At 71.4% G+C, this 23,481-nt stretch carries 21 protein-coding genes; 9 read left to right on the plus strand and 12 right to left on the minus strand.

Annotation, left to right across the window (positions count from 1 at the left end; all coding sequences use genetic code 11):
* Window positions 1–64: 64 nt before the first annotated feature.
* Window positions 65–1,543: a cation:proton antiporter domain-containing protein gene (locus Vgi01_RS13145; protein ID WP_102656502.1), complete on the plus strand. Its 1,479-nt coding sequence runs from the start codon at window positions 65–67 to the stop codon at window positions 1,541–1,543.
* Window positions 1,544–1,574: 31 nt separating this feature from the next.
* On the opposite strand, the gene Vgi01_RS13150 is transcribed toward Vgi01_RS13145, so the two are convergent.
* The 3 genes from Vgi01_RS13150 to Vgi01_RS13160 all read right to left on the minus strand — a co-directional run bounded on the left by Vgi01_RS13150 (window position 1,575) and on the right by Vgi01_RS13160 (window position 7,471).
* Window positions 1,575–3,269, minus strand: coding sequence for a hypothetical protein (locus Vgi01_RS13150; protein WP_233196613.1), 1,695 nt, complete (start codon window positions 3,267–3,269; stop codon window positions 1,575–1,577).
* 262 nt (window positions 3,270–3,531) lie between these two features.
* The gene (locus Vgi01_RS13155) at window positions 3,532–5,127 is read right to left on the minus strand and encodes a xylulokinase (RefSeq protein ID WP_204291180.1); all 1,596 of its coding nucleotides are present in this window, start codon (window positions 5,125–5,127) and stop codon (window positions 3,532–3,534) included.
* 4 nt (window positions 5,128–5,131) lie between these two features.
* Complete coding sequence (locus tag Vgi01_RS13160; RefSeq protein ID WP_239088930.1) at window positions 5,132–7,471, minus strand: aminotransferase class III-fold pyridoxal phosphate-dependent enzyme; 2,340 nt, start codon at window positions 7,469–7,471, stop codon at window positions 5,132–5,134.
* A gap of 34 nt (window positions 7,472–7,505) precedes the next feature.
* Here Vgi01_RS13160 and Vgi01_RS13165 point away from each other — a divergent pair, with 34 nt between their 5' ends.
* Both Vgi01_RS13165 and Vgi01_RS13170 read left to right on the plus strand, forming a co-directional pair.
* Window positions 7,506–8,669, plus strand: coding sequence for a PucR family transcriptional regulator (locus Vgi01_RS13165; RefSeq protein ID WP_204291181.1), 1,164 nt, complete (start codon window positions 7,506–7,508; stop codon window positions 8,667–8,669).
* Window positions 8,670–8,744: 75 nt separating this feature from the next.
* Window positions 8,745–9,689, plus strand: a complete 945-nt coding sequence (locus tag Vgi01_RS13170) for an acyltransferase domain-containing protein (RefSeq protein WP_204291182.1) — start codon at window positions 8,745–8,747, stop codon at window positions 9,687–9,689.
* Between the two features lie 27 nt (window positions 9,690–9,716).
* On the opposite strand, the gene Vgi01_RS13175 is transcribed toward Vgi01_RS13170, so the two are convergent.
* Window positions 9,717–11,090, minus strand: coding sequence for a GNAT family N-acetyltransferase (locus tag Vgi01_RS13175; protein ID WP_204291183.1), 1,374 nt, complete (start codon window positions 11,088–11,090; stop codon window positions 9,717–9,719).
* A 64-nt stretch (window positions 11,091–11,154) separates the two neighbouring features.
* On the opposite strand from Vgi01_RS13175, the gene Vgi01_RS13180 reads away from it, so the two are divergent.
* Entirely contained in the window at window positions 11,155–11,661 is a 507-nt protein-coding gene (locus Vgi01_RS13180; RefSeq protein WP_204291184.1) for a DUF6584 family protein, read from the plus strand.
* Window positions 11,662–11,679: 18 nt separating this feature from the next.
* Here Vgi01_RS13180 and Vgi01_RS13185 read toward each other — a convergent pair whose 3' ends face one another.
* Genes Vgi01_RS13185 through Vgi01_RS13195 form a run of 3 tightly spaced genes read right to left on the minus strand, consistent with a single transcriptional unit; the run spans window position 11,680 to window position 13,677 of the window.
* Window positions 11,680–12,168, minus strand: a complete 489-nt coding sequence (locus Vgi01_RS13185) for a GNAT family N-acetyltransferase (protein ID WP_102656494.1) — start codon at window positions 12,166–12,168, stop codon at window positions 11,680–11,682.
* Window positions 12,169–12,175: 7 nt separating this feature from the next.
* Window positions 12,176–12,943 (minus strand): ABC transporter permease, encoded by a 768-nt coding sequence (locus Vgi01_RS13190; protein ID WP_204291185.1) that lies wholly within the window; start codon window positions 12,941–12,943, stop codon window positions 12,176–12,178.
* Window positions 12,940–13,677, minus strand: coding sequence for an ABC transporter ATP-binding protein (locus tag Vgi01_RS13195; RefSeq protein ID WP_204291186.1), 738 nt, complete (start codon window positions 13,675–13,677; stop codon window positions 12,940–12,942). Before Vgi01_RS13195 ends, Vgi01_RS13190 begins: the two co-directional genes overlap by 4 nt.
* Window positions 13,678–13,787: 110 nt before the next feature.
* Between Vgi01_RS13195 and Vgi01_RS13200 the strand changes: the two genes are divergently transcribed.
* The 3 genes from Vgi01_RS13200 to Vgi01_RS13210 all read left to right on the plus strand — a co-directional run bounded on the left by Vgi01_RS13200 (window position 13,788) and on the right by Vgi01_RS13210 (window position 16,741).
* A complete protein-coding gene (locus Vgi01_RS13200; protein WP_204291187.1) occupies window positions 13,788–14,891 on the plus strand; it encodes a sensor histidine kinase in 1,104 nt (367 codons plus the stop codon).
* A gap of 14 nt (window positions 14,892–14,905) precedes the next feature.
* Window positions 14,906–15,532: a response regulator gene (locus Vgi01_RS13205; protein ID WP_239088931.1), complete on the plus strand. Its 627-nt coding sequence runs from the start codon at window positions 14,906–14,908 to the stop codon at window positions 15,530–15,532.
* Between the two features lie 72 nt (window positions 15,533–15,604).
* Window positions 15,605–16,741: an acyl-CoA dehydrogenase family protein gene (locus tag Vgi01_RS13210; RefSeq protein WP_373306951.1), complete on the plus strand. Its 1,137-nt coding sequence runs from the start codon at window positions 15,605–15,607 to the stop codon at window positions 16,739–16,741.
* A 73-nt stretch (window positions 16,742–16,814) separates the two neighbouring features.
* Here the strand turns inward: Vgi01_RS13210 and Vgi01_RS13215 are convergent, their stop codons facing one another.
* From Vgi01_RS13215 to Vgi01_RS13225, 3 genes are read right to left on the minus strand one after another with little or no spacing between them, the layout of a single operon-like run.
* Entirely contained in the window at window positions 16,815–17,372 is a 558-nt protein-coding gene (locus Vgi01_RS13215; RefSeq protein WP_102656489.1) for a TetR/AcrR family transcriptional regulator, read from the minus strand.
* Complete coding sequence (locus Vgi01_RS13220; RefSeq protein WP_102656488.1) at window positions 17,369–18,163, minus strand: ABC transporter permease; 795 nt, start codon at window positions 18,161–18,163, stop codon at window positions 17,369–17,371. Before Vgi01_RS13220 ends, Vgi01_RS13215 begins: the two co-directional genes overlap by 4 nt.
* A 28-nt stretch (window positions 18,164–18,191) precedes the next feature.
* Window positions 18,192–19,121: an ABC transporter ATP-binding protein gene (locus Vgi01_RS13225; protein WP_204291190.1), complete on the minus strand. Its 930-nt coding sequence runs from the start codon at window positions 19,119–19,121 to the stop codon at window positions 18,192–18,194.
* A 124-nt stretch (window positions 19,122–19,245) separates the two neighbouring features.
* Here Vgi01_RS13225 and Vgi01_RS13230 point away from each other — a divergent pair, with 124 nt between their 5' ends.
* Window positions 19,246–20,217 (plus strand): GNAT family N-acetyltransferase, encoded by a 972-nt coding sequence (locus Vgi01_RS13230; protein WP_239088932.1) that lies wholly within the window; start codon window positions 19,246–19,248, stop codon window positions 20,215–20,217.
* Window positions 20,218–20,245: 28 nt separating this feature from the next.
* Here the strand turns inward: Vgi01_RS13230 and Vgi01_RS13235 are convergent, their stop codons facing one another.
* Window positions 20,246–21,079 (minus strand): metallophosphoesterase family protein, encoded by an 834-nt coding sequence (locus Vgi01_RS13235; protein ID WP_204291191.1) that lies wholly within the window; start codon window positions 21,077–21,079, stop codon window positions 20,246–20,248.
* A gap of 90 nt (window positions 21,080–21,169) precedes the next feature.
* Window positions 21,170–22,963, minus strand: coding sequence for an ABC transporter ATP-binding protein (locus tag Vgi01_RS13240; RefSeq protein ID WP_204291192.1), 1,794 nt, complete (start codon window positions 22,961–22,963; stop codon window positions 21,170–21,172).
* A gap of 82 nt (window positions 22,964–23,045) precedes the next feature.
* Here Vgi01_RS13240 and Vgi01_RS13245 point away from each other — a divergent pair, with 82 nt between their 5' ends.
* Window positions 23,046–23,477, plus strand: coding sequence for a MarR family winged helix-turn-helix transcriptional regulator (locus tag Vgi01_RS13245; RefSeq protein ID WP_102656485.1), 432 nt, complete (start codon window positions 23,046–23,048; stop codon window positions 23,475–23,477).
* Window positions 23,478–23,481 lie beyond the last annotated feature (4 nt).

A 23,481-nucleotide genomic window follows, 5' to 3' on the forward strand; every position in this document is an offset into this window, starting at 1 on the left:
GACCTCGACGGCCCGCGTCGCCCTGCCCTGCCCTGACCGTCGAGTTCACCCGGGAGTCCTCACCGTGCACGCCGACCTCGTGGGCTTCGGTGCCCTTGTGCTGATCGCGGGCCTGCTGGCCCGTTTCGGCCGCCGGATCAACCTGCCCACGGTGCCGTTCTTCATGCTCGCCGGCATCCTGCTCGGCCCGGGGACCCCGGGGCCGGTGCTGGTGTCCCATCCCGAGGATCTGGGCCTGCTCGCCTCGCTGGGTCTGGTCCTGCTGCTGTTCCATCTCGGCGTCGAGTTCCCGGTCGAGCAGGTGATCGGCAGCGGCAAGCGGTTGTTCGTGGCGGCCGGCGCGTACATCGGCCTCAACATCGGCGCCGGGCTGCTCTTCGGGTTCGCGCTCGGCTGGGGCGGCTACGAGGCGTTCGTGATAGCCGGCGCGTTGGGCATCTCCTCGTCGGCCATCGCCACCAAGCTGCTCATCGAGCTGCGTCGGCTGGCCAACGCGGAAACCCCGGTCATCCTCGGCATCATCGTGATCGAGGACCTGTTCCTCGCGCTGTACCTGGCGCTGCTGTCGCCGCTGCTGTCCGGGGCCGGGTCGGCGGGGGAGTTGGCGCTGCGCATCGGGCTCAGCTTCGGGTACCTGGTGGTGCTCTTCGCCGTCGCCCGGTACGGCGCCCGACTCGTCGGCAAGATCATCGACAGCAACGAGGACGAGCTGCTTGCCATCCTGATGGTCGGGCTGGTGGTGCTGGTGGCCGGCATCTCGGCCGAGATTGGTGTCTCCGACGCGATCGGTGCCCTGATGATCGGCCTGGTGGTGTCCCGCACCGCCATCCGGGAACGGGTGGAACGGCTGGTCCTGCCGCTGCGCGACGTCTTCGCGGCGGTCTTCTTCGTGGCGTTCGGGCTCAGCATCAACGTCAGCGCGATCGGCTCGGTGGCCCTGCCGGTGCTGCTGGCGGTCCTGATGACCGTGGTGACGAACGTGCTCGCCGGTCTGGTCGCCGGCCGGCTGTTCGGGCTCAACCAGCGTGGCGCGGCAAACGTGGGCCTGACCGTGTTGGGGCGCGGCGAATTCTCCCTGATCCTGGCCACCCTCGCGCTCGCCGCCGGCCTGGACGCCCGCCTCGGCCCGTTCATCGCCCTGTACGTGCTGGTGCTGGCGGTGACCAGCCCGCTGCTCGCGGCGAACTCGCGCTACCTGGCGCGGATCATCCCCGACCGGTTCCTGCACGGCAACTGGCGGTACGTGCGGGAGGAGACCATGAGCACCGCCTGCACCCACCTGGACCGGATCAACATCACCGAGTCCGACGCCGACGTGTGTCCGCAGTGCGTGGAGAGCGGCGACGACTGGGTGCAGCTGCGGATGTGCCTGACCTGCGGCGCGGTGGGCTGTTGCAGCGACTCGGTGAACAACCACGCCGAGGAGCACTACCGGCAGACCGGCCATCCGCTGATCCGGTCGTTGGAGCACGGCGAGCACTGGCGCTACTGCTACATCGACGGTGCCCTGGTCCGCGAGCCGATGGGCGCGACCCGGGAGTAGATGCTGGCCCGACCGCCGCGTCCCGTCCGGCTCAGCCGAGGTGGTAGACGAACGCGCCGTCGACCTCCTCCCTGGTGATGCCGAGACCATCCAGCGGTCGGGTGGTGACGCCGTCCCAGGGCGTGCCGAAGAGCTGGTCCGGCAGCACGACCACCGACCGGATGCCGACCTGCCGCAGGTAGGCGATGCTGGTGGCGTCGGGGAAGGTCGTGCTCACCGTACGGATCTGCTGCTGGTGGGGCGGCACGAAGTTGGCGAAACCGTTGGCGACCCGGGGGAACCCGTCGGTGGACCAGAGCATGACGTGGAATTCGGAGATGCCTTCGGCGGGCAGGACCAGCAACGGTTCGGGGGCTGACCGGATCGCCGTCGGCGCCGGTGGCGCGACCGGGTGCGGGGTGCGGTTGACGCCTTCGACCAGGACCAGCAGCAGCGGTGCCAGGAGCACGATCCGCCCGACCACTCGCGGCCACCGCATGGTGGGTAGTTGCCGACCGAACTCCGTGATCGCGCCGGCGGCGAGAATGGCGAGCAGCAGGCTCGTCCAGACCATCAGCCGCCCGGGGGTTCGCAGCGCGTCCCAGCCGGGCAGCAGGCGCGACAACGTCATGTATCCCGGGTCGCCGTCACCGATGAGGTTGCTGCCCAGCCCGAGCGCACCGCTGACCAGCACACCGAGCCCGAGCAGGAGACGGTGCCGCAGGCGGAACACCGAGTAGCTCAGCCCGGCCACCGCAAGCATGATCAACGTGACGCCGGGCAGCAGGGCCATCTCCGGCGGCCAGGTCAACTGCGCCCGTGCGGGCTCGAAGTAGTCACCCCACAGCCAGGAGTCCGCCGGAGCGATGAAGTATCCGGCCAGGGGCGGAGAGAACATCTCCGTCCAGGACAGATCCCGGCGCGCCTGCGGATACAGCTCCACCACCCGCAGGAACGTGGTCCCCAGCCAGAGGCACACCGCACCGAAGACGACGCCACCGAACAGGTTGGCCAGCACCACCCGGCGACCCAGGATCCACCGGCCGCTGCGCCACCGGCGCCAACCGATCGCCGCCACCACCACCAGCCCGGCGCCGGCCAGGATGTAGATCAGCGGTAGGCCGATCGCGAGGCCGAGGAGCACCTGCCAGGTGGCAACCAGCCAGCCGGCCACGATCCAGCCTGGGCGGTGCAGCGCCGGCCGGTGCCCCTCCCGCAGCGACCAGCCGTGACCACGAGCCAGCATGGCCAGGCACAACGCGATGCCGCCGGTGGAGAGGATGTTCAGGTGGCCGCTGTGGGCGAGCCGCCACGGCGCGAAGGCCCAGGCGATGCCGGCGACCGCCGCCGCCGTCCGGATGCCACCCAGCTGACGCACCAGGGCGTACGCCCCGACGAAGGCGAGCGCGTGGGCGAAGACGTAGAGCAGGTTGTAGCGGAACACGGCCGCTTCCATGCTGCCGCCGAGCATCCCGACGGGCGCGTACCCGAGCAGGGTGTCGGTGTAGGCGTAGGTGTACGCCTCCGGGAACAACGCATTGGAGTGCCAGAGCGCAAGTGGGTCGGTGAGCAGGGCGTGCCCGGCCCAGGCGACCTGCCATGCCTGCAATGTGGGATCCCCGATGTCGCCGGGGATGGTCGTCCACGGATGCTTCAGGGTCGGCCAGGTGAGGACGACGGCCAACACCAGACCGGCAAGCGACGCCAAGGTCCATTCGTGACGCAGCAGCCGCGACGCCGTCCGCAGGGCACCGGCCGGACCTGCTTCACCGGGACCGGACTCCGGTGCCGAATCCTCCTGGTCAGGGTGCGGTTGCTGGTCGTCGGCGGCAGAGGTTCCGAGAACCTCCCGACGTGTCGTCTCCACGTACCCTCCTGGCGCTGGCCGGCGTCGGCGTCCTAGCCTCGCATCCACGGCAGATAAACGCCATCATCGATGGATTCCGGAACTTCCGGAACCGGCGCCCGGCTGTTGATCCCGACCGGTGAGAGATGAGGGTCGGCCTGCGTCAGCGGGCACGGTTCAGCCGGCGGTACACCGGGGCCAGCCGCTGGTGCAGGTCCCGGTAGACGGCGAAGATCTCGTCGTAGGTGGCCCGGTGCTGTGGCGTCGGGGTGAAGACCCGGTCGGTGCGCATCAGGTCGGGAATGTCGGCGAAGTCGAGCCGGCCGGCGCCGACCGCACCGATCCAGCCGGCTCCGCGGGTGTTGACCGCCAGCGGCTGGGCGTCGCGGTGGATCTGCACGCCCAGCACGTCGGCGAAGATCTGGCACCACGAGTCCGACAGCGCCCCACCACCGGTGATGGCCAGCGAGGTGACCGGCGTGCCGAGGAACCGGTCGACCGCGGCGGTCAGCCAGCGGGTGTTGAGGGCCACCCCCTCGAAGACCGCCCGCAGCAGGTCGGAGCGGTTGGTGTCCAGCGAGATGTTGAGGAACCCGGCGCGCAGGTGCGCGTCGTCGACCGGGGCTCGTTCGCCGTACAGCCAGGGGGTGTAGAGCACGCCGTTCGCGCCCGGCGGCACCGTCGGGATGATCATGTCGAAGGCGTCGAAGATGGAGCCCTCGTCGCGGCTGACGTACCCGGCGCCGAGCAGCGGATCGTCGTACTCGACGACCTTGTCGCGCAGCCAGGTGAGGTTGGCCCCGGCGGTGGCCTGCAGCGCGGTCATCAGGTAGCGGTCGCCGATCGCGCAGGGCACCGAGGCGATGCCCGCCACCACGTCGGTCTTCTTGCGCGGCACGTGCGCGGCGATCCACGACGAGGTGCCCAGGTAGAGGTGGGCCTGGCGGTCGCCGGTGGTGCCGGCGCCGATCGCCGCCGCGGTGGTGTCGATCGCCCCGGCGACCACCTGCACCGACTCGGGCAGGCCCAGGTGCGCGGCGGCGGCCGGGGTCAGCGGGCCGAGCACCTCGGTGCAGGCGACGATGGGCGGCAACTTGTCGGCGTCGATGCCGCAGGCGGCGACCAGCGCGGGGGAGTAGCGGATGTCACCGGGCCGGCGGTTGTCGGTGACCCAGGAGGTGAGGATCGAGTCGACGGTGGCGACCGTCCGTTCGGTGAGCCGCAGGTTGATCCAGTCGAGCACGTTGAGGAAGGCGGCGGTGCGGGCGTACACCTGTGGTTGTTCGTCGCGGACGAACAGCATGTGGGCGGCCGGGTCCTTGCCCGTCGGCGAGGGCATGCCGCCGGTGAGCCGCAGCCACCGCGCGATGCGGCGCACCGACATGCCCTGGTACGCGGGAAAGCCGCCGAACTGTCGACGCAGGTGGGGTGCGCCCCGCATGTCCAGCCAGGAGATGCACGGCGTCAGCGGCTCCCCGGCGGCGTCCACGGCGATGGTGCCCTCGCCCTGGGTGGAGGCGCACACCGTGGCCACCGCCCGCATCTGGTCGGGATGGGCGCGGCCCAGGTCCGCGGCGACCGCGCCGAGCGCCGCCCACCAGGTCGCCGGGTCCTGCTCGGCGCCGCCACCGGGCAGCACCCGCAGCGGCAGGGACCGCTCGGCCCAGCCCGTGACGGTGCCGTCGGCGGCGACCAGGGCGGCCTTCAACGCCGAGGTGCCCAGGTCGATCGCGAAGACCTGGGGTGCGGTGGCGGCCACCGGCTCAGACCCCCTCGACGAGGGCGAAGACCTGGTCGAAGCGGGCCAGAGCGTCGTCGATGACGGCGTCGGTGTCGGCCATCGAGGTGTACATCCGGGAACCGGCCAGGGTGATGATGCCGTGCGCGGTGTACGCCGCACCCATCTGCTCCATCAGCCGCTTGCGGGCCTTGTTCTCCTTGAGCAGCTTGACCGGGTTGCGCATGTCCAGCAGCATCACGCCGCTGCACTCCAGGTGCACGATCGAACCTTGGTTGTACGCGACGTACGGCAGCCCGTACGAGTCGATCAGCCGTTGCAGCCCTCGGGTCAGCCGGTCACCGGCCCGCCCGGCGATCACCGGCGCTCCGGTCCGGGCCATCTCCTCGATGGCGAAGTAGCCGGCCGCGCAGGACAGCGGGTTGGCCGACAGGGTCCCGCCGACCTGGATGTGCGCTCCGCTCCTGCCGTCCAACCCGGAACCGAAGACCGCCATCACGTCGGCCCGACCGCCGACTCCGCCGGCCATCGGGTAGCCGCCGGAGACCGCCTTGCCGAGCACTGTCAGATCCGGGGTGACGCCGAAGTAGCCGGCCGCGCCGCCGAGGCCGAGCCGGAACCCGGTGACCACCTCGTCGAAGATCAGCAGCGCGCCGAACTCGTCGCACAACTCGCGGACCTTGGCGTTGAAGTCCCGTGGCGCGGGCCGGGTGCCGGATTCCGGGCCGACCGGCTCGACCACCACCGCCGCCGTGCCGCCGCGCAGCCGGTTCTCGATCAGCTTGCGTTTGAGTTGGCCGAGGTCGTGCGGGAACGCCTCCCGGGTGCGGGCGGTGGCGCCGAACGGGATGCCCTTGGCGTTCATCCGGTACGTGCCGGGCACCCGCAGCCCGTAGACCATCGTGTCGGACCAGCCGTGGTACGCCCCACCGACCTTGATCACCATCTTCTTGCCGGTGAAGGCGCGTGCGCCGCGTACCGCCGCCATCACCGCCTCGGTGCCGGAGCCCAGGGAGCGGTACATCTGGATGTGCGGCATGTACCGGTGGATGATCTCGGCGAGTTTGAGTTCGTACTCGTGGAACAGGCCGGTCACCGGCCCGCAGTCGCGGACCACCTCGGCGACCCGTTCGTTGACCGGCCCGTAGTTGCTGCCCAGGATGGTCGGCCCACCGGCCTGGAGGAAGTCGATGTAGGTGTTGCCGTCCCGGTCGACCAGGTACGCCCCCTCGGCCTTCTCGATCGCGAGGGGGAACGGGTAGTTGAAGGCCAGGTTGTGCTGCACCCCGCCGGGGATGCGCCGCTTGGCCCGGTCGGTGATCTCCTTGCTGGCCCGGCACTTGGTGTCGAAGTAGTTCAGCACGTCCAGCAGCGCGTCGTGACGCAGCCCGCGGATCGGCTGGGCGGTCAGCGCCTTGAGTCGACGCATCACGTCGTCGACGTCCGGGTACGCGCTGATCGCGTACCCGAGCCGCGCGGACTCGGCCCCCGGCGCCTCGTCCGACCCGACGGCGGCCCCCGCCGTGGTGTTCGCGGCGACCGTGTCCGCGCTGGGCAGGGCCTCGTCGGCCGGTACCCGCAGCGGCTCCACCGCCTCGGTGATCTGCGCGGCGATGCGCTTCTCGTCGGCCCGCAACTTGCCGAAGGCGATCTCCCGGATCGCCGTCGGAATGGTGTGCACCTTGCCCGCCTCGCTTGTCAACGCCAGCAGGTACGCGATGGAGACCTTCTCCAGCAGCGCCATGTTGAACACCGCCCGATCCGGGTCGGTGCCCACCGCCACCACCCCGTGATTGGCGATGATGAACGCGTTGTCCCCGCTGGCCACCTTCTTCTGCACGTTGCGGGCCAGGAACGAGGTGCCCGACGGGGCGTAGTCGATGATGGCCACATCGCGGCCGAGGAACCGCACCTGCTCGTCGGTGAGCGCCGGGATCGGCTTGCGCAGAAAGGCCAGCGCCGAGGCGTACGGCTGGTGGGTGTGCACGATCGCGTTGACGTCCGGGCGTTCCCGGTAGATGTTGGCGTGCATGCCGCACTCGATGGACGGCTTGAGTTCGACGCCGGAGTCGTCGGGCACGTGCCTGCCGTCGAAGTCGACGATGCAGATGTCCTCGACCCGCATCCGGTCGTAGTCGTAGTTGCTCGGGGTGACCGCGTACAGCCGGTGACCGGGCACCCGCACCGACACGTTGCCCTCGGTGGCCTTGAGGTAGCCACGGGCGAGCATGGTGCGGCACATGTCGACCACGTGCTGGCGGGACCGGCGATGCTGCACGGCACTCTCCTCGGTCGGGTCGGCGGTGGCGTCCATGGTCACCCGGACCGCGCGTCGAAACACCGTCCCGCCGGCAGCGACAATCACCGCCGTTTTTGTTCTGCCGTGACAAAATCGCCGGGTGACCGTGCCCGGGTCCGCGCCTGCCTGGCGACGCCTCTCCGCCGACCTGGCCACCGCCATGCGTCCGCACCTGCCGGTGACTGTCGACGCCGTGGCGGTCGCGGTCACCGAGGCCACGCCGGCCTTCGCCGGGATCGCCGACGACAAGTTCGCCCGGGACGTGCGGCACGCCGTCCAGGTCGCGCTCGACCGTTTCCTCGACCTGGTCGGCACCGACCAGCCGGCGCTGCCCGGCGCTTTCCGGGAGGTCTTCGTCGCCCTCGGCGCCGCCGAGGCACGCGAGGAGCGCGGACCGGAGGCGCTGCTCGCCGCCCTGCGGATGGCGGGGCGGCAGCTGCTGCGTACCGCGTCGCAGTCGCTGGCCCGGCTGCGTCCGGTCGGTACCGAGGAACTGATCGACCTCTCCGACGCGGTCACCGCGTACGTCGACGAACTGGCCGCGGCGAGCACCGACGGGTACGCCCTGCAACTGCGCGAGCAGGCCGGCGAGGGCGACCGCCGCCGGCACCTCGCCGAGCTGCTGCTGCGCGGCGACGGCATGCCCAGCGCGGTCGGCGCGGCGGCGGCCCGGATCGGCTGGCCCGACCTCGACGCCGTGGTGCCGGTGCTGCTGCCGCTGGACCAGGCCCGCGACGTGCGGTTCCGGTACGGCCCGGACGGTCTGGTGGTCGAGCGTGGCCGGGATGCGGTGCTGCTGCTGCGGGCCGGTCCTCGCGCCACCCGGGCCGCGCTGGCCGAGGCGCTGGCCGGGCGGTGGGCCGTGGTGGGGCCGGGACTGGCCTGGCCCCAGGTGCCGGCGGCGGTCCGGCTCGCCGAGTTGGCAGCCGGGCTGCTCGGGCCCGACCCCGGTCCGATCTTCGTTGACGATCACCTGGTCGCGCTGGCCCTGCGTGGCGAGACCGGCGCCCTGGCGGTGCTCACCGCCCGCCGTCTCGCCCCGCTTGCCGACCTGCGTCCCGCGCAGCGGGAGAACCTGCTGCCCACCCTGCACAGCTGGCTGCGGCACTGGGGTTCGCGGGCCGAGGTCTCCGCCGAGTTGTTCGTGCACCCGCAGACGGTCAGTTACCGGCTCAAGCGCCTGCGCGAGCTGTACGGCGACCAGTTGGACGACCCGCGCGCCCGATTCGAGCTGATGGTGGTGCTGGCCAGCCGGCTCGGTTGAGATGACAGAGGCCCGGCGGACCGCCGGGCATCTGTCGTCTTCTGCTCCGGACCGCCGGTCGGTAGGGTCGGCCGAGTGGACCCTGTCGACACCGCCGCCCGACTCGCAGTGCCCGTCGAGGAGGTCGAGCGGGTGCAGCGGCTCGCCGGTGACCGACCGTCGGCGCCGCTGCCCGCCGCTTCCGACGCACCGGCGATCCTGGACCGGCTCGCGGTCCCGCCCGACGACGCCGCCGAGATCATGGCGGGCTGGCCCGACCCCGACTCACCACACTGGACGCCGGAGCTGCGGTGGCTGCTCGACCGCTCGATCGCGCTGGTCCGCGCCGATCTCGGGGGCCACGGCTGGCTGGTGCCCGGTCCGGAGCTGCCCCGTGACCGAGGTCCCGCTTGGCGGCACCTCTACGTGTACGCGTACCTGGCCCTTGTCGATGTCGCCATGGCGTACCACCGCGACCACGGCATCGCCGACGTTGTCTCCTGGACGACCCTCGCGGACCTCGGCCGGAACCTGGCGATCGACAGGCGGATGCGCGGTGAGGGCTGGCCGGTCATGCGGAGCTGGCTGACGCTGCACACCCGCGGCAGCCTGTACGAGCTGGGCCGGTTGCAGTACCACCGCGCCGGCGCCACCATCGACCTGCACATCCCGGACTCCGGGCCGCTGAGCCCCGAGGCGATCGACGCGTCGCTGGACGAGGCGCGGGCGTTCTTCCCACGTCACTTCCCCGACGAGCACTACACCGCGTTCGCCTGCGGCTCGTGGCTGCTCGATCCGCAGCTGGCGGAGTACCTGCCCGAGGACTCCAACATAATCCGGTTCCAGCGCCGGTTCGAGTTGGAGCCCTACGAGCAGCCCGAAGGGCTGGACGCCGACGTCGAAGTCCTGCGGTTCGTGTTCCGTACCCTGAGCACGCCCCTGGACGCGTTGCCCCGCCGTACCGTGCTGCAACGCGCGATCATCGACCACCTGGCCGCCGGCCACCACTGGCAGTGGCGGCGCGGCCGATTCCCCCTCTAGCGCAGGCCCGGCGCGACCGACACGGGCCTATGCCGCCGCCAACACCTCGGCGAGCATCCGATGACCCTGGGCTTCGAACGACTCGTCACCCACCTGGTGGGCCCACGCCGCGGTGCCGATCGCCGCGCGGACCAGGGTGCGGTACCACGCGTCCGCCTCGCGCGGATCGGCACCGTACCCGTCCAGGAAGGCCGCTTCCAGGCGCGGATCCCGACGGAAGTCCTGCACCGCCAGCCGGGCGAAGTCGGTGAACGCGGGACGCAGCGCCGCCCGGCCGAAATCGATGATGCTCACGACGCCGTCGTGCACCAGCCAGTTGCGGGGCTGCCAGTCCCCGTGGGTGGGCACCAGGGTCGACGGCGGGGTCGGCCAGTCGGCGATCTCGGCGCGCAGCCGCGCGACGGTGCCCGCGGCGATCCGGTGCGGCCGGTCGAGCCAGGCCAGTGACCGTTCGTTCTCCCGTCGCTCGTAGTCGTCGTCGACCACGGCGCTCTGGGCGTGCAGCAGCGCCAGCAGGTCGCCCGCCTGCCGGTACGTGTCGGGCTGATCGGCGTGCCCGGTGCCGAGCACCAGCACCCCGGGCAGGTAGCGGGTGACGAGGAGCTGGTCCTCCGCGCTGCCGTGCACCAGCATCGGCGCGCGACCCCGGTCGGTCCAGGGCCGCAACCAGTTACGGTGGGCGTGCAGTTCCCGCTCGATGTGGCGGTCCTCGGCAGCACCGGCCTTGACGATGAACCGTGACCCCGCGCAGGACACCTCGATCACCCGCGTCGCCACCAGACCCCAGCTGTGGTCCCGCACGAGGGTCGCGCCCGGAAGCCACCGCCGCAGCAGAGCCCGCTGCCGTGGCGCGAGGGCCTCGTCCCAGCCCGACACCGCAGGCAGCGGCCCGGTGCGATCGGCCCGGTCGGATGCGCCAGCGGAGTCCTTCGCCGACAGCGCCGTGGTCGGAGGGTGGGCGTACTGCGTGATCCAGAGACCGGGAATGACCTCCACCTCGCCGGTGCGCACGAACCCGAGACCCTCGTACAACCTTCTGGCGGGCCGGTTGTCCCGTCCCGTCGCCACGACGGCTCGACGGTGACCGGCCGAGGCGAGAACTGCGCCCACCAACGCCCGGCCGGCACCTCGCCGATGCACCGCCGGGTCGACGACGAGCCGGTCGATGTCCACCACCGAGTCGTCCTGCGACCAGCCGATCGCCGCGATCAGCCGGTGCTCCTGGAAGGCGCCGAGCCACCTCAGCGGCGCGGCACGCACCTCGTCGAGCGTCTCGTGCAACGGCGGGATCCGGTCGTCGCCGATGATCGCCGCCTCCACCGCGTACGCCGCATGCTGCACCGCCAGCAGCGCCCGCGCCAGGGACTCGTCCCCGCCGAGTGCGATCTCCCGGATCTCCATGGGTCGATCTCGCCTTCCCAAATCGGCTTTCGAAGCGACCGCCCGATCTTGCACCATGACGGGCATGGGGAAAGCGCAGGTGCTGGCGAAGGTCACCGAGGATCTGCGGCGCGGGCACTACCACCCTGCCATGCAGCGCTTGGCGAGCCTCACCGCCGCCCACCCCGACGATCTGGAACTGCGGGCCCGGCGTGCGGCGCTGTACCGGCAGGTGGGCAACATGGTCGAAGCCGGGCGGTGGGGCTTTCTCAGCGAGGACGCCACCACGCCGGAGATCGCGGCGTTCGAACGAGCCCACCCGAGCGCCTGGCGACGTCTGCGGTTGCTGCGCGTCAACGCCGACACGGCCGACCACCTCGGGCCCGTGGCCGGGGCGCGGCTGACGCGGTTGATCGAGCAGGCCGGTGCAGCGGGCCTGGGCCGCGTGACCTGGACCGAGAACGGACCGGAACCCGCACCTCCCGGTTTCTGGAGCGTCACGTTCCCCTGCCTGGTGGCGACCGCGTTCGGCGTGAGCGCCGTGGGGCTCGCCGTGATCGGGCTCGTCACCGTGATCCGCTGGATCTTCTAGACCCAAGCCCGTGGCAGGTCAACGACCGAGCCGGCCGGGGGAGAGGACATAGTGGCGTACGGTCACTGGCCGGCCATCCGCAGTGGTCCAGTCCGCAGTGCTCGTGCCGCTGTTGCGCCATCCCTGCTCTTCGTACAGCGCCACGGCCGACGAGTCGGCCCGGTCGACCACCTGCAACGTCAGGGTGATCTGTTGATCTTCGGCCCACTGCGCGGCCCGCTGCAGCAGATCGGTGCCGACGCGACGGCGACGGTAAACGGGTGCGACGAACAACCGGACCACCTCGGTCCCGTCGTCTGGTGTCTGTTCAACAGCGAGGTGCCCGACCACGTCGCCGCTCTCGCTCACGGCGACCCACGCCCGGCGCAGCCACGTCGGGCACAACCAGCGGTACGGGTCGGCAGGCCAGTTGAGCGGGTACCGGTCGGCGCGGTGCACCTCGGCCAGCAACCGCACGCAGGCGGGTAGGTCGGCCGGCGTACGGTCGCGGATGAGGTGGCCAGTCACGTCGGGATTATTCCCAGCGGAACAGGAGGCCGGCTACCAGGGTGCCGACGAGGACTGTCGCGCCGAGACCGAGCAGGTGCGCTCCGCCGACGGCCGAGCCGGTCCAGGCGGACGAGATGGCCTGCACGGCGGCGCCGAAGGGCAGCCAGCCGCCGAGGTCGGCGAGCGGATCGGGCAACGCCTGCCGGCCACCGAACATGCCGCCGAGGGCACCGAGGAGGAAGAACGTGACAAGGCCGAGGGCCACGGCCGAGTTCGGTGTCGGTGCGACCGCCGCGACAAGCATGCCGATGGCGTACATCGCCGCCATGGTGAGCGCCAGCACGCCGAGCGCCACCGCGACGTCGGCGGGCGGGCGGGCGTCGAACACCAGCACCGCCACCCCGGCGGCCACCGTGATGCCGACGAGCGTCTGCGCGACGCTCACGATCGCCTGGGCGGCCAGCACCAGAGCCGGCGAGAGCGGGGTGACCGCCAGCCGCCGCAGGATGCCCGAGCGTCGGTAGTAGGCCAGGAAACTCGGCATGTTGATGATGCCGATCATCGCCACGACCATGGTGACCACCAGCGGAAGGACGTACACCTCCAACGCCGTACGCCCGTCGGCCACGACCTGGTTGCCGGCGGAACCGGCGCTGGTCAGCAGGATCAGCAGCGGCAGGCCCAGCGGGACGACAAGCCCTGCGGTGTCCCGTACGACCATTCTTGCCTCGCAGCCGACCAGGACGAGCAGGGCGCGTACCCCGGGCCGATGGGGCGTGATCGCGGTGGTCATGTCGCCTCCTCGAGGTCCTTGCCGGTCAACGTGACGAACGCGTCGTCGAGGGTGTCGGTGCCGGCCCGGGCACGCAGACCGGCGGGTGTGTCCACCGCGACGACCCGGCCGGCGTCGAGGACGGCGACCCGGTCGCAGAGCCGGTCGACCTCCTCCATCGCGTGGCTGACCAGCAGGACGGTGACCCCTTCGGACCTGAGCTGCTCGATGGCGGTCCACATGCGTCGCCGGGCCGCCGGATCGAGGCCGGTGGTCAGCTCGTCGAGGATCGCGACCCGTGGCCGCCCGACGAGCGCGAGGGCGATCGAGAGACGCTGCTTCTGCCCGCCGGAGAGCTTCTCGAAGATGGTGCGGCGCTGCCGGGTCAGGTCGACCAGTTCCAGCAGTTCGTCGGCGGGACGCGGATCGGGATAGAAGCTGCGGTACAGCTCGACCAGTTCGCTGACGCGCAGCGCGTGGTGCAGGTAGGCGTCCTGAAGTTGGACGCCGAGCACCTGCCGCAGTCGGGCGCGGTCGCGACGGGGGTCGAGGCCGAGGACGCGTACCCGCCCCCGGTCGGGCACCCGCAGCCCGGCGATCATCTCGATGGTCGTCGTCTTGCCGGCACCGTTGGTGCCGAGGATGCCCATGGTCTCGCCGGGCGCGACCCGCAGGCTCACCTGCGCCACCGCCTGGATGTGGCGGTAGCTCTTGGCGAGGTTCTCGGCGAGGACGGCCGGCTCGGAACTGGTCATGCTCCGACGCTACGAGCGTCGCCGGGCCGATGTCCGGTGCCGGAAGTCATCAACCGCGACCATGACTTCCGGCACCGGTGACCAGGACGAACCCCGCCTAGGGTGGGGACATGCGACGTGTCGGCACCGAGGAGTGGTCCGGTCTGGCGATGCTCGTGGTGGCGGTGGCCGTCGCCGCCCCCGGCCTGTTCGGCGCGGCCGAGCTGATGATCGGGCGGGGCTGGTGGCTCGCCCTGTTCGTGCTGCTGCTGGCGGCGCTGCTCACCGCGACGGCCGCGCCCGAGCAGGGTCGGTCGCGGTACGTGGCGTACGGGGTGGCCGTCGTGGCGGCCTGGACGTTGGTGCTCACCGCGCGACACCTCGGGTTGCTTCCCGTGCTGCTGGTTCTCACCGCCGCGGTGAGCGTCCACGTGGTGCCGCTGTCCGTCGGGCTGACCGTGGTCGGTCTCAACACGGCGGTGATCATCCTCGTCGCGGTGCCGACCACCCGTACGCCGGCGGAGTTGACCCTGATCGTCGGTTTCTACCTGCTCATCCAGCTGGCTTCGCTGCTCAGCTCGATGACCCTGCTGCGCGAACAGCGGATGCGTCGTGAGCTGGCCGCCGCGCACGTCGAGGTGAAGGCCGCCGGTCTGCGCCTGGAGGAATCGGCGCGGACCGAGGAACGGCTGCGGATCTCCCGGGAGCTGCACGACCTGATCGGCCACCAGTTGACCGTGTTGACCCTGGAACTGGAGACCGCCCGGCACCTGGACGGTGCGGCGGCGCGGGAGCACGTGGAGCGGGCCGACCGTGTCGCCCGGGACCTGCTCGGCGACGTCCGGGCCACTGTCGGACAGTTGCGTACGGAGAGCGTCGATCTCGGTCAGGCGCTCCGGCGGATGGCCCGTGACCTGCCCGGTCTCGACGTGTCCATCGACGTGTCGGCCGACCTGCGGGTGGACGAGGAACGCGGTGCGGCGTTCGTCCGCGCGGCACAGGAGATCATCACCAACACCATTCGGCACGCCGAGGCGCAGCGGCTGCGGATCTCGGTCACCGGTGACGACGGTGCCGCGGTGCTCGACGCGCACGACGACGGGCGCGGTGCGCGCAGGCCGGCGTTCGGCAACGGGCTGCGAGGGTTGCGGGAACGTTTCGAGGCGCTCGGCGGCGAGGTCGTCGTCGACGGTTCGGCGGGCTTCCGGGTGACCGCACGGGTGCCCACGTCATGATCCGGGTGGTGGTCGTGGACGATCAGACCCTCGTCCGGCAGGGCATTCGTGGGCTGCTGGAGGTCGCCCAGATCGACGTCGTCGGTGAGGCCGCCGACGGCCGGGCCGCGCTGCCGGTGATCGCGCAGACCATGCCCGACGTGATCCTGCTGGACCTGCGGATGCCCCGCTTCGACGGCATCTGGACCATCGAGCAGCTCAAGGCCGCCGACATCGACATCCCGGTGCTGGTGTTGACCACGTTCGACGACGACGCGCTGGTGCTGGGTGCCCTGCGCGCGGGGGCGCGCGGCTACCTGCTCAAGGACGTGACCCTGGGACAGCTGACCCGGGCGATCCACACGCTCGCCGACGGTGGCACGCTCATCGCCCCGTCGATCACCGACCGGATGCTGCGGGCGATCCGCTCGGGCCCCTCACCGGCCGGCCCGGACGCGCCCACCGTGCAGAGCCTCACCGAGCGTGAGCGGGAGGTGCTGCGGCTGGTCGCGCACGGTTACAGCAACCGGGAGATCGCCGGTGCGCTCTTCCTGGCCGAGGGTACGGTCAAGAACCATGTCTCCATGATCCTGACCAAGCTCGGTGCCCGGGACCGGACGAACGCGGTGCTGCGCGCCCTGCACGAGGGCATCCTCGACTGACTCGTAGCATCGCCGAAAAGGAAGCCGACCGTGACCTTGACCGTTCCCGCGTCCACCCTCGACTACTTCGGGATCGACTCGCTGATCGACGACGACACCCGGCAGCTGCAGGCCGCCGTGCGCGAGTTCGTCGACCGGCGGGTCCGGCCGCACATCGCGACCTGGTACGACGACGGTCAGCTGCCGGCCCGGGAGTTGGCCGTCGAGCTGGGTGAACTCGGCGTACTCGGGATGCACCTGCAGGGCTACGGCTGCGCCGGCACCTCCGCCACCGCGTACGGGCTGGCCTGCTTCGAGTTGGAGGCCGGTGACTCGGGCCTGCGCTCCCTGGTCTCGGTGCAGGGCTCGCTGGCCATGTACGCGATCTGGCGGTTCGGTTCGGAGGAGCAGAAGCAGCAGTGGCTGCCCCGGATGGCCGCCGGCACGGCGATCGGCTGCTTCGGGCTGACCGAGGCGGACTTCGGCTCGGACCCGTCCGGCATGCGCACCCGGGCCCGCCGCGACGGCAGCGACTGGGTGCTGACCGGCACCAAGATGTGGATCACCAACGGGTCGATCGCGGACGTCGCGGTGGTCTGGGCCCGCACCGACGAGGGGGTACGGGGGTTCCTGGTGCCCGCCGGCACAGCCGGCTTCAGCACCGCCGAGATCACCCGCAAGCAGTCGCTGCGCGCCTCGGTCACCTCCGAACTCGTCCTCGACGACGTGCGGCTGCCCGCCGACGCCGTGCTGCCGGCGGCGGCGGGCCTGTCCGGGCCGTTGTCCTGCCTCAACGAGGCCCGCTTCGGCATCGTCTTCGGGGCGCTCGGCGCGGCCCACGACTGCCTGCGGACCACCGTCGAGTACGCCCGCAGCCGGCAGATCTTCGACCGGCCGCTCGCCGCGTACCAGGCCACCCAGCTCAAGCTCGCCGACATGAGCCTGGAACTGGGCAAGGGGATGCTGCTGGCGATGCATCTCGGCGCGGCGAAGGACGCCGGCACCCTGGACCACCGGCAGGTCAGCCTCGGCAAGCTCAACAGCGTCCGGGAGGCCATCGCCATCGCCCGGGAATGCCGCACCATCCTCGGCGCGGCCGGCATCACCCTCGACTATCCGGTCATCCGGCACGCCGCGAACCTGGAGTCCGTGCTGACCTACGAGGGCACCTCCGAGGTCCACCAGCTGATCATCGGTCAGGTGCTCACCGGTCACTCCGCCTTCCGCTGAGCCGAGGCGTGCCCAGCGTGCGGATCCGCATGCCGGGCACGCCTCGATCCGACCTACCCGACGCCCCGCCGGGTCACCGTGGGCGTGCGCCGTCGAGGAAGAGGGCGACGATCCTGGTCGGGCCGGTGTCGTCGGTGAGATCCGCGGCGCGGGCCAGATGCAGGAACGCGTTCATCAGGAAGGCCGGCTCACCGGCGACGACCCCCTGGTCGCGCGCCGAGGTGAAGAACGCGGTGACCGGGTCCAGCACCAGATTCACGTAGCAGGCCCGTACGTGGTCACGCGTTTCGTCGGAGACCAGGTGCAGCGTGTCGTAGATGCGTTGCTCGAAGGTGATCGACTCACCCTTCTGCCCGGCCACCACCGCGGCGAGCGTGCCCAGCCGCTCCTCGACGTCACGGTGGTCGACGAGCGCGGCGGCGAGCCGCTCACCGACGTCGCGGATGTAGCGCTCGGCGACCGCGATGTAGAGATCCTCCTTGCCACCCGGAAAGTGGTGGTAGATGGAGGGTTTCTGGATGCCGGCGGTACGCCCCACCTGCGCCAACGAGATGCCCTGGTAGCCGGTCGCGGCGAGTTGCTCGGCGAAGGCGTCCATGATCTGGGCGCGGGTGTCGGTGTGCGGACTCATCGCTTCTTCCTCGCGTTGCGCAGGGCCAGGGCACAGGCGGCGATCCCGGCAACAGCGAGGATGGCGACTGCCGTGACGCCGACCGGGGCAGCGGTGAGCGCGTCGCCGCTGCCGAGTTGACGGGCGGTTTCGACGATATAGGTCAGCGGGTTGACCGTGGCGATCAACCGCATCCAGGTCGCGAGTTCGTCCACCGGAGCGAAGACACCTGTGAAGAAGGACAGCCCGAACACGGCGAGCGGGACCAGTCCGGTGGTGGACGCCGAGGCCGACCGGATCGCCAGCGCGGTGCTCAGCAGCGCGACACCGAGCCCCAGCGCCACCATCAGCAGCAGCATCGCGAACACCCCGGGCCAGCTCTGCGGCCGGTAGCCGATCACCGTGGCGCCGACGACCGTGATCACCATCTGTACGACGACCGCGACGAGCGCGGCGACGACCGGGCCGACGAGGAACGGGGTCGTGCTGCCGTGGGCGAGTCGGAGGCGGTCGAGGTATCCGCTGGTGATGTCGCGCAGCACGAGCGTGCCGGCGGCACCCGCGCCGGTGGCGACCCCGGTGAGCAGGATCAGCGGGAGCAGGAACGCGATGAAGCCGGTTCCGGGCAGGTAGGAACTGCCGACGGTGCTGAGTTGTCCGGCGTAGACGAGCAGGAAGAACAGGCTCTGCGCGACGGGTGCGACGAGCAGCGCGGGTGAGCGGAGCACGGCCCGGGTGGACCGCCGCACGGCCGCGAGGACGACGGGAGTCGGGGTACGCCGAGGTGCGGCGACAGCCAACGGGAGGGTCATCGGAGAGCCTTTCGGGTAGGGGCGGGTGTCAGCGGGCGGCCAGCGCGACGAACACGTCGTCGAGCGAGGGCTCGGAGAGGTGGAGTCCGGTGATCTCGCCGGCCACGCCTCTGATCTCGGCGAGCGCGTCGCGCAGCGCCGCCGGGTCGTCGGAGATGCCGAGGCGTACCCGGTTGGCGTGGTCGTCGTCGGCGAGGAAGCCGACGCGGGAGGAGGAGACGAGGGCCGTCGAGGCGGCGTCGGTGGACAGGTCGAGGGTCAGCGTGCGCGTACCCACGCGTTGCTTGAGGGTGGCCGGGGTGCCCTCGGCGACGACCCGGCCCTCGCGCAGCACCGCGATGTCGGTGGCGAGGACGTCCGCCTCGTGCAGGTCCTGGGTCGAGATGAGCAGGGTCGTGCCGTCGGAGTTGAGCCGGGTCAGTTCGGCCCAGAAGTCGATGCGGGCGAGCGGGTCGAGGCCGGTGGTCGGCTCGTCCAGGATCACCAACCTCGGCTCGGCGACCAGTGCCACGGCCAGGTCCAGCTTGCGGCGGGTGCCCCCGGACAGGGTGGCCACCCGGGACGCGCGGTGCTCGCCCAGGCCGAACAGGTCGAGCAGGTCGCGGGTGCGGCGGGTGCGCTGGCGACGCCCCAGGCCCAGGGCCACCGCCTGGAAGTCGAGCACCTCCGTCGGGGTGGCCAGCGGGTCCAGGGCGTTCGACTGGGGTGCGAGGCCGATCAGGCGCCCCGCCTCTCGCGGCTGGCGCACCGTGTCGAAGCCGCCGACGCGTACCGAGCCGGAGGTCGGCACCCGCAGCGTCGCGATGATCTCCAGCAGCGTCGACTTGCCCGCGCCGTTGTGCCCGAGCACGACGAACCGGCTGCCCGGCTGCACACGAAGCGCGAGGCCGTCGAGCGCCCGGCGGTTTTCGTAGATCTTGGTGAGCGCGACGGCCTGCACGATCGGATCGGTTGTCATGTCACCAGACTACCGACCGTTAGGTAGGGAGGCGGGTTCGGGGAGCGCCCTCGGTGCCCGGCCCGGGAGGCTCGGGCGTGAAAATCGGATGCCAGGCGTGCGGGCGCGCGTTAGCGTGCCGCCCATGTCCCCGGTGGAGATCCGGCCATTCGAGGCCGGCGACCTGACGGCGTGCGGCGCGCTGCTGGCACAGCGGCACCGCCGGCAGCGTCTCGCCCAGCCGTTGCTCTCGCCCCGCTTCGAGGCACCCGAGACCGCCGTCGCCGAGGTGACCGCCGCGTTCAAGGCGCCGGACGCCTCCGGAGCGGTCGCGATCCGGGCCGGCGTACCTGTCGGGTTCGTGCTCGGTGCGCCGAAGACCTCGCCGCTGTGGGGGCCGAACATCTGGGTGGAAGCGGCCGGCCAGGCGGCCACCGACGCCGAGACGATGCGCGACCTGTACGCCGCGGCCGCGACCCGCTGGGTCGACGAGGGCCGCACCGCGCACTACGTCGTGGTGCCGGCTGACGACCAGGAACTGGTCCGTGCCTGGTTCCGGCTCGGCTTCGGCCAGCAGCACGCGCACGCCGTCCGGCCGGCGACGAAGCTGGACACGAAGCCCTTGGCGCAAGACCTGACGGTACGCCGGGCCACCCGGGCCGACATCCCGGACCTCGCCCGGCTCGACCTGGAACTACCGACGCACCAGGGCCTTTCCCCGACCTTCTCGGCCGGCCGGATCGGCACCGTCGAGGAGAGCCTCGCCGACTGGGCCGACGACATCGACAACCCGGAGTACGCCACCTTCGTCGCCGTCCGCGACGGCACGGTGATCGGCTCCGCGATCGGGTGTGCGCTGGAGAAGTCGAGCAGCCACCTCGGCCCGGCCCGCCCGGACAACGCCGGCTTCCTCGGCTACGCCGCGGTCTTCCCGCCTGCCCGTGGGGCCGGTGCCGGGCGGGCGCTCGGCACCGCCGTCGTCGACTGGGCCGTAGACAGTGGCTTCGACTGCGTCGTCACCGACTGGCGGGTGACAAACCTGCTGTCCTCACGCACCTGGCCGAGGCTCGGCTTCACCGAGACGTTCCTGCGGCTGCACCGCACGATCGGTTACTGATCTGCGGGCGTCGGCAGCGGCGCGCCGATCACGAGGGGGTTCCGAAGATCCGGCGTAGCGGGTTCGGGGTCGGGCCCCGGCGGCTCCACTCCCGTGGGTAGCCGAGCGAGACCTCCTCGAACCGTACGCCGTCGTAGTAGGTCGTCCGGGGGATGTGCAGGTGACCGTAGACCACCGCGGCGGCCCGGAACCGTACGTGCCAGTCGGCGGTGAGGACCGTGCCGCACCACTGCGCGAACTCCGGGTACCACAGCACCTCGGTGGGCTGGCGCACCAGCGGCCAGTGGTTGACCAGCAGCGTCGGCATCGCCGGATCCGCCGCCGCCAGGCGACGTTCGGACAGCGCCACCCGGGCATGGCACCAGGCCTCCCGGTCCGGATAGGGGTCCGGGTGCAGCACCATCTCGTCGACGCAGACCACACCCTTGTCGTACGCCTGGCGCAGTGCCTCCTCCCTGGTGTCCGCGCCCGGCGGCCGGAACGTGTAGTCGTAGAGCAGGAACAGCGGGGCGATCGTCACCGGCCCGCCCGGTCCCCGCCAGACGGCGTAGTCGTCCTCCGGGGTGAGCACGTCGATGTCCCGGCACATCCGGACCAGCTCCCGGTAGCGGTGCTCGCCGCGCAGCCGCACCGGATCCGACGCGTGCGTCCACAGCTCATGGTTGCCGGGTGCCCAGATCACCTGGGCGAACCGGCCGCGCAGCAGGCGCAACGTGCGTTCGATGTCGTCGAAGCGCTCACCGACGTCACCGGCGACGACCAGCCAGTCGTCGGTGGACTCCGGCTCGATCCGGTCGACGATCTGTCGATTTTCCGCGTACCCGACATGCAGGTCGCTGGTCGCGAAGAGTGATCCCGCCATCGGGTCGATCATCCCAGCCCGGCGGCCGTCGCGGCACCCCTGAAGGTGCCGTCCTGCCGGTCGGGCCGCTGTGTCGCGTCGAGCCCGGCCTCAGGCGGCCAGACTGGCGTAGCGGCCGTTGCGGCTGCTCAGGCTGTGGTGGTCGCCGGCCTCGACGACCCGGCCGTGGTCGAGCACCACGATCTGGTCGGCGTCGCGGACGGTGGAGAGCCGGTGGGCGATGGTGATCGTGGTACGCCCCTCGGCGAGCGCGTCGAAGGCCCGTTGCACGGCCCGTTCGGTCTCGGTGTCCAGGGCGCTGGTGGCCTCGTCGAGGACCAGGATCCGCGGGTCACGCAGCAGCGTCCGGGCGATGGCCAGGCGCTGTTTCTCGCCGCCGGAGAACCGGTGGCCGCGCGAGCCGACCATGGTGTCGTACCCGTCGGGAAGGCCGGCGATCAGGTCGTGGATCTGGGCTGCGCGGGCGGCCTGCTCGATCTCGGCGTCCGTGGCGTCCGGCCGGGCGTAGCGCAGGTTCTCCCGGACGGTGCTGTGCAGCAGGTACGTCTCCTGACTGACCACGCCGACGATCCCGGCCAGGTCGGCCAGGCGCAGGTCGCGCAGGTCCACGCCGTCGATGGTGACCCGGCCGGCGGTCGGGTCGTACAGCCGGCTGACCAGCGCGGCGAGGGTGCTCTTGCCGGAGCCGGTCTCACCGACCACCGCGAGGCGGGCGCCGGCCGGTACGTCGAGGTTGATCCCGGCCAGCGCGGCGGTGTCGTTGCCCGGGTAGGTGAAGGTGACGTCCTCGAAGCGCACGTGCCCGCGTACCCGGGCGGGATCGAGGCGTACCGGGTCGGCGGGGTCGTCGACGTCGACCGGCAGGTCCAGGTACTCGAAGATCCGGGCGAACAGCGCCAGCGACGCGGCCAGCGAGACGCCCACGTTGAGCAGCCCGGTCAGCGGCCGGAACAGGCCGCCCTGCAGGGCGGTGAAGGCGACCAGGGTGCCGATGCTCAGCGTGCCGGCGGTGCCGGGCAGGCCGGCGGCGAGGTAGATGACGGCGGGTACGGCGGCGAAGATGATGCTCATCGTGGCCATCCGCCACCGGCCGGCCAGTTCGCTGCGCAACTCCAGGTCGACAAGCCGCTGGGAGGAGGCGGTGAACCGGTCGGTCAGGGCGGGCCCGGTGCCGAGGGTCTTGGCCAGCTGCACCCCGCTGATCGACAGCCCCTCCTCGACTGTGACGTTGAGGTCGGCGAGTTCGCGTTGGCGTCGGGCGGTGATCTCCCGGCGCATCCGGGCGACCCGGCGGGTCAGCCAGATCGCCGGTGGCAGTACGACAAGTGAGACCAGGGAGAGCTGCCAGGAGAGCGCCACCATGGCGACCGCGGTGGCGACCACGGTGGTGAGGTTGGATGCCACGGCGGTGGCGGTGGAGGTGACCACCGACTGCATCCCACCGATGTCGTTGGTGATCCGGGACTGCACCTCTCCGGTGCGGGTGCGGGTGAAGAAGCCCAGCGACTGCCGCTGGAGGTGTGCGAAGACGTCGGTGCGCAGCCGGTGCATGACCTGTTGACCGACCCGGGTGGAGATCCAGGTCTGCACCACGCCGAGCACGGCGGTGACGGCGGCCACTGCGACCATGCCGAGGACCAGCCAGACCAGCAGGGACGTATCGCCTTCGGGTAGGGCGCGGTCGATCACCGTACGCAGCAGGAACGGGGTGGCCATCGCGATGATCGAGGAGGCCACGATGATCGCGGTGACGACGGCCAGCGCGGGCCGGTGGGGGCTGAAGAGTCGGCCGATGCGGCGCAGTGACACCTGGCGGGCCTGCGCCTTCTCCTCGGCGCTGAGGGTGCGATGGCCGCGGTCGCGGCCGCTGGGGGAGGGTTCCAAGGGAACCGCCTCTCGTCGGGGATCAGATGCTGAGGTTACCTCTCTATGGGGGTGCAACCGTATCTGGTGTTACGGTATTCCGGTGATCGAGCCCACCAGCGGCGGCGTCGACGACGAGAGCCTGGCGGAGACCTTCAGGGCGGTGGCGGCCCGGCTGCGCCGGCAGACCCGCGAGGCCCTCGAACCCTGGGCTGTCACCCCCAGCCAGTCCCGCGCGCTCGGCGTGCTGGCGCGCCTCGGCGAGGCCCGCCCCGGCACGATCGCCGAGCATCTGCGCATCGCGCCCCGCTCGGCCACCGAGGTCATCGACGACCTTCAGGAACGCGGGTTCGTCACGCGTCGGCCCGACCCGGCCGACCGGCGAGCCACCCTGGTCGCGCTCACCGAGGAGGGCCGCCGGGTCGGCACCGAGATCCGCGCGGCCCGCCGGGCCGCCGCGGACCGCTTCTTCGGCCACCTCGACGACGCCGACCGGGCCGAACTGACCCGCATCCTGCGGACCCTCCGCACCTGACGAC

Source organism: Micromonospora gifhornensis (assembly GCF_016863515.1).
GTDB lineage: Bacteria > Actinomycetota > Actinomycetes > Mycobacteriales > Micromonosporaceae > Micromonospora > Micromonospora gifhornensis.

Bases quoted from the DNA above. Each gene is read 5' to 3' on its own strand.
- Vgi01_RS13175 (WP_204291183.1), bottom strand. From the start codon at position 11,090: ATGGAGATCCGGGAGATCGCACTCGGCGGGGACGAGTCCCTGGCGCGG.
- Vgi01_RS13190 (WP_204291185.1), bottom strand. From the start codon at position 12,943: ATGACCACCGCGATCACGCCCCATCGGCCCGGGGTACGCGCCCTGCTC.
- Vgi01_RS13215 (WP_102656489.1), bottom strand. From the start codon at position 17,372: ATGAGTCCGCACACCGACACCCGCGCCCAGATCATGGACGCCTTCGCC.
- Vgi01_RS13230 (WP_239088932.1), top strand. From the start codon at position 19,246: ATGTCCCCGGTGGAGATCCGGCCATTCGAGGCCGGCGACCTGACGGCG.
- Vgi01_RS13220 (WP_102656488.1), bottom strand. From the start codon at position 18,163: ATGACCCTCCCGTTGGCTGTCGCCGCACCTCGGCGTACCCCGACTCCC.
- Vgi01_RS13180 (WP_204291184.1), top strand. From the start codon at position 11,155: ATGGGGAAAGCGCAGGTGCTGGCGAAGGTCACCGAGGATCTGCGGCGC.
- Vgi01_RS13195 (WP_204291186.1), bottom strand. From the start codon at position 13,677: ATGACCAGTTCCGAGCCGGCCGTCCTCGCCGAGAACCTCGCCAAGAGC.
- Vgi01_RS13235 (WP_204291191.1), bottom strand. From the start codon at position 21,079: ATGGCGGGATCACTCTTCGCGACCAGCGACCTGCATGTCGGGTACGCG.
- Vgi01_RS13225 (WP_204291190.1), bottom strand. From the start codon at position 19,121: ATGACAACCGATCCGATCGTGCAGGCCGTCGCGCTCACCAAGATCTAC.
- Vgi01_RS13200 (WP_204291187.1), top strand. From the start codon at position 13,788: ATGCGACGTGTCGGCACCGAGGAGTGGTCCGGTCTGGCGATGCTCGTG.